Source organism: Xenorhabdus griffiniae, assembly GCF_037265215.1.
GTDB lineage: Bacteria > Pseudomonadota > Gammaproteobacteria > Enterobacterales > Enterobacteriaceae > Xenorhabdus > Xenorhabdus griffiniae.
The window spans coordinates 1328592-1345258 of the sequence record NZ_CP147737.1 but is presented as its reverse complement, the minus strand read 5'-3'; the positions used below and the strand labels follow the sequence as shown (position 1 = coordinate 1345258).

The window sequence follows — 16667 nt, the reverse complement described above, 5'->3', positions numbered from 1 at the left end:
TGTGTGGGAAAAGTTACCTTCACTTTTTTGTAACTTGGTATTTGGTGAGCACCGTCTCATGAAATTTACTAAGTAACGTTATAGTATCTTGCCAGCTCAAACAAGCGTCAGTGATAGATTGCCCATAAACTAAAGGCTTGCTCAACGGTTGATTACCCTCTTTAATAAAGCTCTCAACCATCACTCCTCTTATGGATACAGAGCCTTTTTCTATTTGTTGGCATACAGATTCAGCTACTATTAATTGCTGTTTATGATTTTTCTGACTGTTACCATGGCTCAAATCTATCATAACACATTGTTTTTTTAGTATTTCATTAAGCTGTATAATGTCAAGCTCATGATAATTGGGAGCCTTCCCACCCCGAAGAATTATGTGCACATGCTGATTACCTGGTGTAGATACCAGTGATAGTTGACCAAAATTGTTAATGGTACAAGTTACGTGCGAGTGTCTGGCCGTTTTAATGGCATCTATAGCCACTTGAATGTTACCATCGGTGCTATTCTTAAAACCAACAGCATAGGGTAACCCAGATACAAGCTCTCGGTGTGGTTGTGATTCTGTTGTTCTTGCACCTATAGCTGCCCAACTAATTAAATCAGAGTAATAAGGGTATAAATATGGATTGAGAATTTCTGTAGCTGTAGCTATTCCCAGTTGATTGATTTTATAAAGAAGCTCTCGCGAGCGGTATAAACCTTCTGCATAGTGAGCTGAACCATCTAAATTGGGATCAGAAATAAAGCCCTTCCATCCTAACGTTGTTCTAGGTTTTTCTAAGTAGGTTCTCATTACGATAAATAATGAGTCTTGGTATTGTTGCATTATATTTTTTAATCGCTATGCATAATCTAGGCACGCTTCTTCATCATGGACAGAGCAGGGACCAATAATTACTAATAACCGTTCATCTTTTCCCGTTAAAATTTTTTTAATGATTTCTCTGCTATTGTTAACGTGTAATATAACTTCATTATTAAGTTTTATTTTATAAGGTAGTTGGTTAGGAATAGGTAAGTTTGGTAAGAATCTAAAATAATTCGAATTCATATATAACCTCTGAAAATATGTTTAGTTAATATCGTTATTGTTGTTTTTACAATATTATTAAATATAAAATATTGTTAATATTTCTATATGGAGTGAAAGTTAAAAATAATTTATCATTTGTGGTATATGAAAACCTACAATGTAATAACCACAGTGGCAGGAGAAATATACTATAACTATATTTATTAAGAATGTTATAGTAAATATTATTTAAATGTAAATTAATTTAATTATGAAAAACAAAAAATGCAACAGATGTCTCAATTAATTTGAGTTATAGACATTGAAAGAAAAAGTTTAATTCTAATTTAGAAAAACAAGCAAAATATTAATGGTTTTCAATTTGTTAATTGTTTTTCTTTTGTTGTCAAAATTAATTTTTGGTATAAACATGCTAATGATAAATAGTGATTATTTTTGTGTGGGTAAGCCAATTGCCTTATAACTTTATTCTTTAAAATTGCTTTTAATTTATAGAAATAAGTCTATTAAGATAGTCGTGTTTAGCCTTGATTTTTCTTATTGATTTTTTTAGATATAACGTCTTAGTGTGTTTTCTATATTGTGATTATGATTTAATATATGAGTATTAAAATTAAAAAGTTAAGTGAGCGCAGAGTTCGAGTTGATGTGAATTTATAAATTTAAAAATGTTGTAGTTATAATGTTTATGTATTGTTGAAAAATGTCATGGTATAAAATATAAAGAGAGATTAGATACTATATATGACAGTTGCGAGAAATAATATTGTTTTGAATGGATGCATAAGTTTTGTTTTATACTAAATTTTGAATTTTAATGCTTAATTTTTTAGTGCTTAGATTTTTTATATTGTTTTGATTTTATTATTAATATGGTTAACTCATTATAGAATATACAATGAAATAAATATTTATTAAAAAAATAATAACTCTGGTTTTTATATGTATATATAAATTACTGTAATTGCTTGATATGTATTCAGAAAAAAGTTGAGGGGTATTCATTTGTTTACCCTAATGTATGAACACTCATCTATCTATTGATAGATGAAGCACGCCTCGTTTCTAACAAATATAATAAAGGTAAACACAGTATTAATTTACTGTGAATGTCTTTTCCACTGGTTAATAAGTGGTTTTGAGGAGTGAAGTGAATATGTCAAAAAAAATATTTCCTATTTTATCTGATAGAGAAACCACAGAATGGTTGAGGGTAATGCAAACGTTGACAAATGTTCCCCTAAATCTAAGTGCTGAGGCGAAAGCTGTGGTTGCTCATACATTTTATTCGGGATTTATACAAGAAGTATCCACGATCATAAAACTGAAGGGGAGACTCTTGGATAAAGAATTTTTGCGTGAACTTGTGGTCGCTGGGTGGGGTGAAAAAATAGAGCAATATATTGATATTAAAGCAATTGAAAGTCATGAGGTAACAGATCATGAAGTTTTGCGGCTGACACAATTAGCAGTTAGATCCGGAACAGTACTATTCGCGATGTACAACGTATTGAGGGGGGATTACCAGCACTGTTGTCTTTCTATACATCATGCGCTTGCGGATGAACATACCCTTATGATCGTTAGTGATCTAGTACAGATGGCATATGCAGGAAAGATAGAGTTAGCGCTACACAATATGAAACAAGGTCGGCAGCTCTATTGTAGTTATGTGGAGCGCCAACTTATGGCAGCAAAAGACGATCATCGAGTACTACTAGAAGAGATATGTGATCATCCAATGATACCTGTGCGGCTGTCAGGAATAGGGAGATTAGCGTGGAATACGCGAGTGGAGCGGATAAGTCTACACCGCATAGTTCAAACTGAGAACATTAATAAGGAACAGCAACTTATAGAAATAGTTCTTGAGGTGCTACGTAATACAACAGATGTGGTACAGGAAGGGAACACGGTATGTTCATCGCGTAGTTGGCGTTTACCACACGAATCAGGGGCTATCGGTATGATGACAGGGCTCTTTGCAATTCCTTTTGGGTGGACAAAATGCACTCCTAGCAAGCTGAAGACCAGCTTAGAGGCTTGTGCGCGATATAGCTCGGTTTTGCGTGAGGTGCTTACATGCTGTCGTGTGTCCGAGTTGTTTATCAATGGAGCCGCATCCCGTGGAATCCCTTCCTCTCAAGTTATAAGTTCTACATTTCCTGTGGGCATAGACATCAAACGAATAAATGCTTCAGAGATTCGATTGGAAATAGAGGGAGCATTTTGTAGTAGGGCTGCAGTAGACGACTTACTCAATGAACTAGCTTATGAACTTTCGGATAGAAAGAAGGAAATAAAATGATTGAAAATATTGAAATAAGTAAAAAAAAACTTGCCGACGAAATAGAGCGGATAGCTACTGTATTTTGTGATGTTCTTAAGATCGAGTCTGTTTCCACAAATGATAATTTCTTCAGACTTGGTGGTGACTCTTTTGATGCTATTCGTGTGGTATCACGGTTAGGGGGAAATTTACAGATCGTATCTCTTTTCGAAAATCCAACTGCAGGAGATTTAGCTAAGTATATCCTCTCTGAATCCATTAATCGTAGTGCGCGGCTTATTCCTCTATACGACGAGAATTCCTCCAATGGATCGATTGTAGTAATTGGAGTTCCATTTGGAGGAGGAGATCCTACAGCATATAAAGATCTATTTCGTGAAAATAGGGATGTGCGTGTATTTGGGGTGGATTTTGGTGATTTTGAAATCGGAGACTCATCAGATTTCTCTACACTGGTTAGTACACTCGTTAGTGAGATTGAAAAAATTGATTCTAATCAATTCATTGTTTATGGACATTGTGCTGGCGCAGCACTGGCTGGCTGCCTAGCTTCAGCTACAGCATCTATGGTTACCTCTCTATCTCTTGTGGTTGCGGCATCAAATCCAATGGATGCTCCTGATATGGCAATAAGCGAATCCGAAAAAACTTCAGACCATACATGGAGCCAATATTTAAGATTCTTAGGTGCGTTTAACGGGCTGATTGATACGGAAATTGATGAGATGTTAATTCGAGGCAGAAGAGATCACTTAATCGCTGCGGAGGCATATAAAACTTTAGCACAGCACCCAGCTCGTGGGATACCCGCACTGGTACTATTAGGTGATGCAGATCCTACTACACCTAAGTTCAGTGACACAGTAGAAAAATGGAAAAATTTTATTGATGTTGTTGATTCAAAAAATTTAATCGGCGGTGGGCACTATTTTATGCGTACTCATTCTAGAGAAGTTTCAGACACAGTAATTTCATTTGCAACACGCAATAGAAAAAGAAGGTATACAGAATGATGGTCAATAATGAATTACTCCAAAACCAAGCTAGTCTACTACAAAGAGGTTTGGCGGATTTAGAAATACAAGATAAAGAACTTGCGAAGATCTTAGATGACGAAGTAAGGCGTCAACACCGAACATTGTCACTGGTCGCGTCTTGCTGTGCGGTTACTCCTCGAATTTTGGCAGCGTCAGCTTCTGCATTGGTCAATGTTACGGCAGAGGGAATTCCTGGTCGGCGGTATCATGCAGGATGTGAGAATGTTGATTTAGTCGAATCCTTAGCCATCAGAAGAGCGCAGGAGTTATTTGGTGCTCAATATGCCGGTGTGCAGTCGCATTCAGCATCAAGTGCAAATTATCAGGTGCTTTCAGCTTTACTTGAGCCTGGAGATACTTTGCTAGGAATGAGCCTTGATCATGGAGGGCATCTTACCCACGGTAGCCCCGTTACATTTTCGGGTACATATTACCGAGCAATTGGATATGGTACCACACCAGAAGGGCTTATAGATTATGACGAAGTGAGAAGGTTAGCTCATATCCATCATCCTCGTATAATTATCTGTGGTGCTACCGCTTATTCAAGAATTGTAGATTTTGAGCAGTTCAGAAAAATTGCCGATGAAACAGGAGCAATTTTGCTTGCTGACATTTCGCATATTGCGGGACTTGTTGCAACTGGACGACACCCTAGCCCAATCAATTCCGCACACATAACTACTACTTGTACTCATAAACAACTTGCAGGACCACGCGGTGGTTTGATTATGTCTGGACGTGATGCCAACGAAAAGGTTTTAGGCTTGAAAACAACCTTTGCACGTACTTTGGAACAAGCAGTATTCCCTCGAATGCAGGGAGCCCCAGCTGTCAATATGATTGCTGCGAAAGCAGCAGCTTTTGGCTATGCAATGTCGTCAGAGTTTGACGCTTATATGGAACGAATCCGAATTATAGCTGACACAATAGCAAGCGAATTTCAGAAGCATGGCTATGAAGTTATAGGGGGACGGACTGAGAACCACACAATTCTAATTCGTCTGTATGGTTCTATCACTGGTTCCATTGCTGAATCGGCGTTAGAACAATGTGGAATTATAGTTAACAAGAATCGAGTACCTGGAGAGACTCGTCCTTCATTTGTCACAAGTGGGTTACGTATTGGTACGGGATCCTTGGCACAACGCCATATAGACCAGCTAGGATGCGTTCAACTTGTTGATTTGTTTTGTCGGATATTGAATGCAGTGAAGCCGCTTGATGAGCATAAATTTGTGCTAGACCCCGCTATACATAAAGAGTTTCGTTCAGAGGCCGAGACATTATGCACAATGTATCCTTTAATCAATTACATGGAATATTAAATAACTGGATAACTAATTGATTAATATCTAGAAAATGTTATGTCGGTTATGAATTGGGTTAATGGATACTATGGAAAAGAATATGACGAATAAAATCAGGTATGTCGCTATTAATGGATCAGAGCGAATAGATGGAAACAATACGCAGGCTCTAGAATGGGCAAAACATTATCTGGAAAAGCAAGACATTATTCTAGATGTTTTCTCTTTAGCCAAATTTAAAATTGAACCATGTGGAGCGTGCGGAGACTGTAATTTTCGTAATGAGCCATGCGTACAAAATGATGATGCAGCACATGCAATTCACCTAATGGAAGCTAGTGATGGTGTTATTTTTGCATGTGCAGTGCATGGGTTTGGTGCAACCCCTTTAATGTCTGCTTTTTTAGAGCGTATTGGAACTGGTTTTTTGCGACATAATCGAACACTAACTAATAAGGTGGCTGGGGTAATGGTTACAGGGCGGAGGATGGGACATGTCGAAGTTTACAATCAAATGCTCCAATGTGCGCTCTTGAATCGAATGATTGTAGTTGGGTATGGTTTTCCAGCTATCTTGATGGGCGACAAAAAAGGTGAAGTGCTTAGAGATCAAGAAGGAATGGAGATGCTGCGTCGGATGCTCGACCGAATGGTATCGATGACTCAACTCATACGTGAATACGAACAGCTAACGGGACAAAAAGCATTACAGGTTTTAGAGCCTGGAGAGCGTCATCGTATGAATGAAAATGGTGAATTTTACGTCCCATCAAAGCTCGATATGTACTAGATAATGTTCACATACGGGCAGTATGGGAATGACGTATGCGGATTCTGCCATGTCACTTGTATGAGTTATGGGTATTTGTGCCTTCTTATTCTAATGTGATTTTAAGTGACTAACATCCTCCTAATGAGTGAGGGACACAGAAAAATGAAGCATAGCAAGATTAACTGGGATGGGCTACCTAACAATTTTTTATCTGAATGGATTATATCGGAACATTTTGAGCGCTTTAAAGGAGCAACTGTAAAGGAAGTCGCTGAGGCTTATGTTGGTGTATATTCAACTCGTCCAACCAGTTGGCTAGTTTTTTTGACGCGCAATAATAATATTGCGCGAACAAAAGCTATTTCTATGGAAGCTGATCCTGGGTTAGTTCGGATACCAGGAATGCGACGCTCAAAGTTTTTACTCCCACAATCTTTGGCCGCAACGGTATTTAGTGCTACACGTTTGTCTTTGGCCAATCATGAGTGGCGGTTGCGTGATGTCGGCCTTACTTTGGCAGATTATAGGCAAATATTACCTGATCTTACGGAATTCACTACAAGTGCTCCTGTCCGCTTGCAAGATATTGGGAACGCTCTTGGATTAACTGGTTCTCAGGCTCGTGCGTGCGTCTCTGTTGCTACTTACGACGGCGTTTTAATTCGGATCCCTCCTCCAAATATTTGGTCTAACAGGTGGCTATATGCTGCTGCTCCTAGTGAACTGCTCCAAAGCAATGACACATTATTAACTAATGAATGGCTATTGCAGGGCATTGCTGTTCGTTACGTTGAACATTATGGGCCAGTCACAATCGATGACTTAGCTTGGTGGCTACCAGTTTCCAAGGAAAAGTCTCGTTGGCTTATGGAAAACTCTAGGGCGTGCGAGATAGGGGGAGGAATGTGGATAAGTATAACTAGGCAAAAGCTGTTTGAGCATTGTATTTCCAAAACAGCTCAGAAACTAAATACTGATGTGCGTTTTTTGCCTGCTTGGGATCCGTTGGTAATGGGGTATGCCCCTGGTTCAAGACAACGTATTTGTCTCGGGCTTGATCAAGTTGGTGGATACGATGCAGCGGGAAATGGTCTCCCAGTTGTTTTAATGGGAGCACGGGCTGTGGCTACCTGGGATATGAAAGTTAATGGTTCCAAACGTTCTATTCAGATTGATCTCTCAAATGTTACAGGCAAGGAACAAGAAGATATTCAAAAAGCTGCCTCAATTTGGGCTAACCGAATCGGAGCATTCTACGATCCTAATAACCAAATAATTTACAATGGATAAGGTTGGATGACATGAAGAATGACATGATATTAACAGCACCTGAACTAAATAATAATCGGTTAGATAACAAGAAATTTGGGAAGTTTCCCCGTACTGCTCGGACAATATGGGATGCTTTTGAATGTTGTTCCACTGATCAACCAACATTGGTTGAACGGGTAGAAGAGGAAATTCTTTTACCTGATGGATTTGTTGCATCTGTCGATAGCCTTATTGTTATTGCTGCAATGTTGGGGTCTTTACTCAGCACTGAAGGAAAAATAACTATAGGAATATACTCTGATATTTCAGTAAATTATCTTGAGATTGATACGAATGAGCTATGTGGTGTTGATGATGTTCGTACCTATATTGCAGAGCTGCGTAAAATAACAGAGCTGACACAACCAAATGTTCTACCCCATGCTGCTGATATAGAGGTGGCTGATGGCCAAAATTCTCCACCTTTGGAATCATTAGTATGGCTTGTGGCAAAGAGAGATAAGTGTGTCCTGTCTGTGAGGAAAGATCGGATTGACCAAGCTGCTCGTGAACACTTACGAAAAGTTACACTCTTCGCATGTACACGGGTATTTCATCCTATAGCAATTCCTATGCCTGAGACTCTACCTACACGCCCTCTGTATGAATTAATTCTGCGTAATTCATTGATAGAAAATATATTTAATCACGTGCAGATGAGGCCATTAGCCTTAGCAATCGTGGATGATAATAATGGTAAGACTTTGACTTACGCCGAGCTTTGGAATTCTTCCAGCATGATAATACAGCAGGTGCGTAAGCAGACATCCCTCCAATGTTTACAGCCGAGGATTGCTCTTTTTCTAGAACGGGGTTGGCAACATTTGGCTTCAATTATTGCTGCCCAGAGAATGGGTGGAACTTGTGTATTAATAGATCCTGCTAACCCTAATGATTTGATATGTAACTTTCTTCAGGAATGTCTTCCCGACTCAGTGCTGACTACTGGCAGTATGGTAGAAAGGGCACGCAATCTCACAAGCTGTCCTATATTGGAAATAGGTGAAATAGGTAAAGAAGATACGCAGCTAACACAGATTGACTGGGAATGTGGTCATTGGATTGAAACGACCAATGAGGAGTGCTTCATTTCTGGTACCTCTGGAACGACAGGTCGACCCAAAGCTGTTTGTTTATCCTATCGTGGGATGGCTGCCACACTTGATGCAGTTATTAAATGTGCCGAGCTGGGGGAAAATTCACGAGGAACATGGTTGACATCACCGGGGTATGGAATGGTTGAGGTTGATCCTCTGCCAGTGTTATATGCAGGTGGAACAGTATGTATTCCTTCATCTGAAATCTTACAGGATATAAGGTTACTAGCTCTTTGGTTTGTAAAGAACAATGTTACACATACACTAGTAATGACATCTATTGCTGAAGCGTTTTGGGCTGGTGAATGGCAAACGAACCTGCACACTATGTTGATTGCTGGTGAGAGATGTAAACAATGGCCTCCTATTAATCTCAGCTACCAAGTATTCAATGTTTATGGTTCCGCAGAAGCTGCGGTGGTCTCGATTGGAAATTTGTCATCTCCTCGGCGTCACACTTTGTTGCCTTCTGTGGGACACGCAGTCGCTGGAGCAAATATGTATGTAGTTGATAATACAGGTCAAGAACTCCCAGCGAATTGTGTTGGAGAATTAGTTATTACCGGAGAAACTCTCTCTGTAGGCTATATCAATATTGAGGATACTAGGAAATCTTTCCATCCGAATATATTCGATGATACTTCAGCATTGCAATATCTCACTGGAGATCGAGCACGGATGAGTTTGGATGGCACCGTCGAAATTTTTGGGCGATTGGATTCGATCGTAAAAATTCGCGGACATAGGATAGATCTAATAGAAATAGAAATTTCTGCTCTTGAAGTCGTTGGAGTAGCAAAAGCTGCCGCAATTTGCTTCACCAACGATACTGGAATAACTCTAGTGCTATTTATTGAACCTGTCTTATACACTACGGAAAGCATGGATGTCATAGATACCGTACGTAAACATCTTAGTAAGAGGTTAAAACCCGCAGCTCAACCGAATCGAATAGTTGTTGATGTGCTACCAATGGGACGAAACGGTAAGGTGGACTATCGCGCTCTGAAGATATCTCCGGCTGAGCCAGATATGACGGATACTATTTTCTCTCCAAGCACGGAAATTGAAAATGTGTTGCGTTCCTGTTGGTTGAATTGGACGGGATATAATGAGGCAACCCTTGAATCTAATTTCTTTAGCACTGGTGGAGATTCCTTACGAGCGATGAGAATGTTGGGCGAACTTGCTTGTAAGCATGGAATTCATATAGAGATGAGCGCCTTTCTCGAAGAGCCTGTGTTGTCGAATCTTATACGTTTGGGCAACGATTCACGTAACAGCAAGTTACCAACGTTTGAACATCTGCCAGCCGACAAACAGCTACAGTCTTTTACGCTTAATGAAAGTCAGCAAGCTCTGTGGATTGGGCGTGGATCTGACTTCGATTACGGTGGTGTTGGCTGCCAAGGATATTTTGAGTGGGAAGTAGAAGACCTGAAACAAGAAAGATTTGTACGTGCTGTGAGTTTGTTAGTTGACCGCCACCCAATGTTACGAATGACGATTAATGAAAACGGTTATCAGCAAATTGGTGTAGTCAATGGACGTGAGGCAGTCGAATATATAGATCTGAGTGGTCTTCCCGATAGTGAAATAAATGACAAAATTAATCTAATACGTCGCCGTATGGCGGATGATGAAATTGGAACAACGCAATGGCCCTTATTTAAGTTTGTCGTGAGTAAGATTAGCTCGCACTTAAGTAGAGTGCACTTCAGTATTGACATGCTGATCGCTGATGCATGGTCAATATTTCAGGTTATGATTCCTGATTTGATCGACTTATATATTGAGGAAAATCCTCAGTTACCAAAACTTAAAACTTCATTTTTCGACTATATTGCTTATAGGCACAAAGTTATTCAAAGCGAACAATATCGTGCTGATCGAGAATATTGGTTACAAAAAATCGTAGACTTGCCGTCAGCCCCTCAATTACCGCAGCTTGAAATAGGAGAATCTGCTGTCCCCTCAAGATTTGAAAGATATGAAGGTACACTCGAACAAGAATCTTGGGATAGATTAAAAGCCCAAGCTCAAGAACGAAATATTTCACCTTCAGGGGTTGTAGCTTTGGTCTTGTGTGAAGTTCTACGTTGTTGGAGCGAAGAAAATCGGTTTACATTAAATTTCCCTGTCTCAGATCGAATGCCAGTTAGTGATGATATTGATTTAGTTGTTGGAGATTTCACTAACACATTACTTGTTCCTTACGAAACTATCACTGACGATACACTCGAGAAGCGTGGTCAGAAACTACAGAACGCGATCTGGAATGCACTTGATCATAGGCTTTTTACTGGTGTTGAAGTATTACGAGAACTGTCTCGGATACGGAGAAATGGGCGTGCACCATTGATGCCAGTAGTGTTGACAAGCCTTCTTGGTCATCCTGGACGACACGATGTTGCTCGGTTAGGCCGAGAAGTCTTCGGAGTGTCGCAAACTCCGCAAGTGACGCTGGATGTTCAGGTCAGAGAATCAGATAGGGTGTTATATTTCAAGTGGGACTATCTTACAGGCGTTATTCGCCCTGATGTAATTGAAGCTATGTTTGGTGCATTTTGTAAATTACTGCAACAGCTAGCATGTGATTCAGAAATTTGGAAACGTACATGGCTTGACTTGCGGCCAGCATCGCAGATTGCTATACGAAATATTGTTAACTCAACACAGAAATCAGTGCCTGAAGTTCACTTGCGAGACTTATTTTTAGATTGTCTTTCAAATCGTGTAAATGAACCAGCAGTCATAGATGCCCATAGAACATATTCTTGGGGTGAGATAGGCAATGCAGCAGCACAAGTCAATTTTCTAATTAAGAAAGTTTGCTCTCCTAGCGATCGATTTGTCGGGATCGTATTACCTAAAGGAGTGATGCAGTATGTTGCTGCTTATGGATGTTTACTGGCTGGTGTCGGTTATGTTCCTATAGATATTGATCTACCGCTTGAGCGAATAGATGCAATGCTCACACAGTCTGAGGTACAAACTGTAATCTCATCACCAGAGACTATATTATCCCAAGGTATCCATAGGATAGAGTGTACGACTGCAAACCTTAATATTTGGATTCAACAAGATACTGAAACTGCTATTGAACCCATTCGTGAAAACTATGCGCCATATGTGATTTTTACTTCAGGTTCTACTGGTAATCCAAAGGGAGTTGAAATTCCAGAGATCGCAGTGGTCAATCATGTATGCGATGTCGTTGAACGTTTTGGTCTGGATACATCAACCAGGCATCTCGCTACTGCTGCTCTGCATTTCGATATGTCAGTATTTGATATTTTTGGTCCTTTAGTCCATGGCGGCTCAGTCGTGGTGCCTGATCAAGCAGCTGGACCAGATCCTGACACTTGGCTACGATTACATCGTCGCCATAAGGTGACATTTTGGGCATGTGTTCCTGCTATTATGGAACTCGTATGTAGTGTGGCTGAAGTTGCTCGTACTACATATATTATTGAGTCAGTAACCAAAATAGTAATGGCTGGTGATTGGATCCCACTGTCATTATTACCACGAGCAAGAATGCTCTTCCCTTCTGCTCAGATGTTTTCGTGTGGGGGGCCGACAGAGACCACGAATTGGTCAATTATACATGAAATTAATGAATGTGAAGGCAGCATAGTTCGCTCAGTTATTTATGGTATGCCGATGCGAAATTCTGCATATCACATTGTTGCTGACGACTGGATAGATTGTCCGGACTGGGTGCCAGGTGAAATGCTGGTAGAAAGTGACATTTCGTTGGCTCGTGGATATATAGGCCAGACAGAACTTACTCAACGTGCTTTCGCTTATCATCCTAGAACTAGACATCGAATTTATCGTACAGGAGATTTGGGACGCTATTTGCCTAACGGTGAAATTGAAATCCTTGGGCGTATAGATAATCAGATTAAAATTAATGGGCTTAGGATAGAACTTGGAGAAATCGAAAACATAGCTCAATCCTGTGACGGGGTATCCAGAGCGTGTGCAGTGGCATTGCCTGGCCCAGATGGGCGCCCGAAACAGATAGCATTGGCCTATATTGGTACTCCTAACTATGAAACCATTATCAGTGAAGTAATTACACGATATCTACCTACCTATATGATTCCAAAAACTATTAAGCACATGACGAAACTACCTTTATCAAAAAACGGTAAGGTGGATGTAATAGCTTTGCGTAACATACTGAGGGATGACATGAAAGAACCTAATATCAGAAATCAACAGACTATCTTACGAGAAGTTATACGAGTAATTTCAGTCCAACTTGCCGAACCAGTTGTATTACCTGAAGACAACTTCTTCGATTTAGGAGGTAATTCACTGACTGCGATGAAGATTAAAATCGAATTAGAGTCCAAATTTGAAATTTCAATTCCACTTGAAAGTATTATGTTGACCGAGTCAATTCGCGAATGTGCTGAACAAATTGCAGAAAGGAGTCTGTCATGACCAATAAGCAATTACATCAGGAATGGCTTGAATATGTTACTGCATATTTGAATGGGCAAATAAAACTTCATTGTCTGTATCAAAAAACTGAATTACGGGTACAAGAAATACTGAAATATGTTGCGGATAAATCGCCATTTTATCGCAAACATCTACATAATAAACAAGGCTCTTCAAGTTCATTCAAGATTCTTGACGGTATTCCTTTTACTACCAAAGACGATCTTCGTTCTGCAGGTACTGCTGTCTGCTGTGTCCCATTCAACGAGATAGCTATGTACTATGAAACAACAGGAACCACTGGGCAGCCAACGCCATGCCCACGGGCATCAATTGATGTTGAAACTAGTGGAATCTACGTTCAAAGAGCTATCGAAGAGGTATACCAATCAACTTTCGGTACGATGCAGGCTCTTACTGCTATCATGGGCCCATCAGAACTGTATGCGTTTGGGGATACCTATGGTGAAATTTGCCGGAATCTTGGGATTCCATTTGTACGATTGTGGCCGGAAAGTCCACGAGTTGGTTTGGATAAAGCGTCCAGCCTTATCACTGATCTTGGTGTGCGTTCATTAATTTGCTCTCCGGCAATAGCGCTGGCGTTAGCTCGTCTCTATATAAGTCTTGGAGTCGATCCTAAAAAAACTTCAGTGGAGCAGATTTTTGTTCTTGGAGAATTATGTACACCAGGAATGCTTTCAAATATATCCCATATATGGGATGCGCATTGTACTCATGGCCTATATGGCTCACAAGAAGCTCATGCAATTGCGACGGGTTGTTCAAAAGGTAACTTACATTTTTCAGAGACAAATTATCTTGCAGAAATTATTCCAATCTCTGGATTAGATGGTGATGTAGGTGAATTATGTCTGACGATGCTAGTACCTGGGGCTAAGCCGTTAATTCGGTTTCGTACAGGAGATTTAGCTTATCTTCAGTCACCAGAGGTTTGCAGTTGTGGTGACCACTCCCGTTGCTTGAAAGTATTTGGTCGGATCAATGACGTTATGACACTTGGTGGCCGCTTGATTTTACCCTCATCAATTGAATCTGTTGTTTTAAGGGCAGCTGAGCGGATTTGGGGATACCAGGTTACGGTTTTGGAGACAAATAGCGGATCTGATGAGATAGAGATATCAATGATTGCTCAGATTGAGGGGCGATCAGTTACTCAGGTTCAAAAGCAGATGGAGGAGCTTTTTAATGTTCCAGTTAGGCTACATTTGGTAGATCGGTTGGATCCAAGAACGGAGACTGGTGCCTATGTATCCTGGAAGCATGCTCGCATTCAAGATAAGAGGAATCAACCCTATGATTGAACAGCATCTGAAACATTCGTGGATTGTAGAACAATATGAGATTCCAGAGGCCGCTCCGATAATACAAGTACGGAAGGAACTTCTCAGTTTGTACCCTAACCCAGCTTTGTTCGAAACTGGAACTGGTTTTCAAGCTGTTGATGGTTCACAAACGATGTTCATGATCGACTTACTGTTTGAACTCATATTAGTGAATGATACGTGGAGAATTAGGGGCAATGGCCCTTTTGAGGAGTACATTGCGGCATGTGAATTAGTGGTAAATGACCGCAATAAACCTCTATGGAAACGTTTACGGGAGGTGACACAGATTCTCGCACTGCCGGATGGTTTCCCGTTAATGTTAGTACTAGGGTATAGTGCAGCTCGTTTTGTGGAACACCTACCTGGAATGGGTACTGAGGAAGGAGTACCAGAAGTAGTGATCCGTATCTACCGACACGTTATACGCTACGATGGCACAGGTGATGGTGCGAAAATTGATGTATTGAAGCTTAACCCTGATGAGGTTATAGATACCACAATTTTAGTGGCAGTACTTAACAAACCAAGGGAAGTCCTCACACCTACCAATTCATGGAATTTTGGTGTTATTAGGGACTTAACTGACCGTAGCGCATTTTATTCCGCAGTAGAACGAGCAAAAGAATATATTAGAGCCGGTGATATTTATCAGGTACAACTTTGTCGTCGTGCTGTATCGAATGCAACAATTCCTCCAATAGACTTATATGAACGACTTGCATCAGTTAATCCTGCTCCTTACATGTACTATTTAGATCTTGATAATCAGCACGTAGTATCTTCCAGCCCAGAGCTCATGATCCGTGTTCATGATGGTGTAGCTCAAGTTCGCCCTATAGCTGGAACTATGGCCCGGGAAGATATGAAAGGCAATCAGCTGGATCAGATTCCTAAAGAAACGGCTGAACACCTGATGCTTGTGGATCTAGCACGTAACGACTTAGCTCGTTGCGCGATTCCTGGCGGAGTTAAGGTAACTTCGTTTATGAAAGAAGATGTCTATGGCTCACTTCACCATTTGGTTTCTACAATTGAAACTAAGGTTCGTAATAATTGTGATATATGGGACTTGATTGTAGCAAATTTCCCTGCTGGAACAATGACGGGGGCACCTAAAATTCGAGCAATGGAAATTATTATGGAGTTAGAAGGAATGCCACGCGGATTGTTCACTGGATGTGCGGGATACCTTATGGGAGAAAAATGCGGAGTTCTTGCTTTGACGATACGAACAATTATTGGAAATTCTGGCTGTTATGTATTGCAGTCTGCTGCGGGTATTGTTGCTGATTCGCAAGCCTCAGCTGAATGGGAGGAAACTGGTGCGAAGATCAAATCATTTGCTCGAGCAATGGGGGAAGGGGTATGAAAGTATTATTAGTGGATGCTTTCGACAGTTTTGTATTTGTTATTGAGCAGTACTACTCCATGGTTGGGGTACAGACGCAAGTGGTGCGTGTTAATGATGATCCAATAGGTAAGTATCAAAAATGGAAGCCACAACTTTTGGTCTTAGGACCGGGTCCCGGAACTCCTCAAGAGCAGGGTTATCCTGAAATAATTCGTGCAGTGGGTGAAGATCAGGCCATATTTGGGGTTTGTTTAGGCCACCAAGCAATTGGGGAATATTTTGGTTGGAAGCTTACACGAGCACCTACTGTGAAACATGGTAAGTATTCACAGGTGCAACACGATGGTCAAGGTATTTTTCGTGATATCCCATCACCTGTTAATGTTGTGCGTTACCATTCACTATCTATCATTAATTCTGGAATTGAAAATGAATTAGTGGCGACTGCATATACTAAAGGAGAGGCGGTGAACATGGCTGTGCGTCATCGCATTCGTCCCATCGAAAGTGTGCAGTTTCATCCCGAAAGTATAGGAACGGAGTATGGACTCAAAATGATTCAAAATTCATTAGCTTTAGTTAATCGTAAGGTCATACAGTACTAATCCTAAAAACAAATGGGGCGTATTAACCGGAATAGAACCAGCTTTAATTGA

At 40.4% G+C, this 16667-nt stretch carries 9 protein-coding genes and 1 pseudogene; 9 read left to right on the top strand and 1 reads right to left on the bottom strand.

The window, feature by feature from the left end; translation table 11 throughout:
• Positions 1–19: 19 nt before the first annotated feature.
• Positions 20–1054 (bottom strand): annotated as a pseudogene (locus WDV75_RS06020) (3-deoxy-7-phosphoheptulonate synthase).
• A 1138-nt stretch (positions 1055–2192) separates the two neighbouring features.
• Between WDV75_RS06020 and WDV75_RS06015 the strand changes: the two are divergent.
• The 9 genes from WDV75_RS06015 to WDV75_RS05975 all read left to right on the top strand — a co-directional run bounded on the left by WDV75_RS06015 (position 2193) and on the right by WDV75_RS05975 (position 16616).
• On the top strand, positions 2193–3344 hold the full coding sequence (locus WDV75_RS06015; protein ID WP_273571416.1) for a hypothetical protein: 1152 nt from the start codon (positions 2193–2195) through the stop codon (positions 3342–3344).
• Entirely contained in the window at positions 3341–4339 is a 999-nt protein-coding gene (locus tag WDV75_RS06010) for an alpha/beta fold hydrolase (RefSeq protein WP_273571418.1), read from the top strand. Before WDV75_RS06015 ends, WDV75_RS06010 begins: the two co-directional genes overlap by 4 nt.
• Positions 4336–5691 carry a serine hydroxymethyltransferase gene (glyA, locus tag WDV75_RS06005; RefSeq protein WP_187655509.1) on the top strand — a complete coding sequence of 452 codons (1356 nt, stop codon included), beginning with the start codon at positions 4336–4338 and terminating at the stop codon, positions 5689–5691. Before WDV75_RS06010 ends, glyA begins: the two co-directional genes overlap by 4 nt.
• 61 nt (positions 5692–5752) lie before the next feature.
• Positions 5753–6463 carry a flavodoxin family protein gene (locus tag WDV75_RS06000; RefSeq protein WP_338860880.1) on the top strand — a complete coding sequence of 237 codons (711 nt, stop codon included), beginning with the start codon at positions 5753–5755 and terminating at the stop codon, positions 6461–6463.
• Positions 6464–6607: 144 nt separating this feature from the next.
• Positions 6608–7735: a DNA glycosylase AlkZ-like family protein gene (locus WDV75_RS05995; RefSeq protein WP_273571422.1), complete on the top strand. Its 1128-nt coding sequence runs from the start codon at positions 6608–6610 to the stop codon at positions 7733–7735.
• Between the two features lie 11 nt (positions 7736–7746).
• A complete protein-coding gene (locus WDV75_RS05990) occupies positions 7747–13311 on the top strand; it encodes a non-ribosomal peptide synthetase (RefSeq protein WP_273571424.1) in 5565 nt (1854 codons plus the stop codon).
• Positions 13308–14636 carry a phenylacetate--CoA ligase family protein gene (locus tag WDV75_RS05985; protein WP_273571426.1) on the top strand — a complete coding sequence of 443 codons (1329 nt, stop codon included), beginning with the start codon at positions 13308–13310 and terminating at the stop codon, positions 14634–14636. The genes WDV75_RS05990 and WDV75_RS05985 overlap by 4 nt, the downstream gene beginning before the upstream one ends.
• Entirely contained in the window at positions 14629–16029 is a 1401-nt protein-coding gene (locus WDV75_RS05980; protein WP_273571428.1) for an anthranilate synthase component I family protein, read from the top strand. Before WDV75_RS05985 ends, WDV75_RS05980 begins: the two co-directional genes overlap by 8 nt.
• Positions 16026–16616 (top strand): aminodeoxychorismate/anthranilate synthase component II, encoded by a 591-nt coding sequence (locus WDV75_RS05975; RefSeq protein WP_273571430.1) that lies wholly within the window; start codon positions 16026–16028, stop codon positions 16614–16616. The genes WDV75_RS05980 and WDV75_RS05975 overlap by 4 nt, the downstream gene beginning before the upstream one ends.
• Positions 16617–16667: the final 51 nt, after the last annotated feature.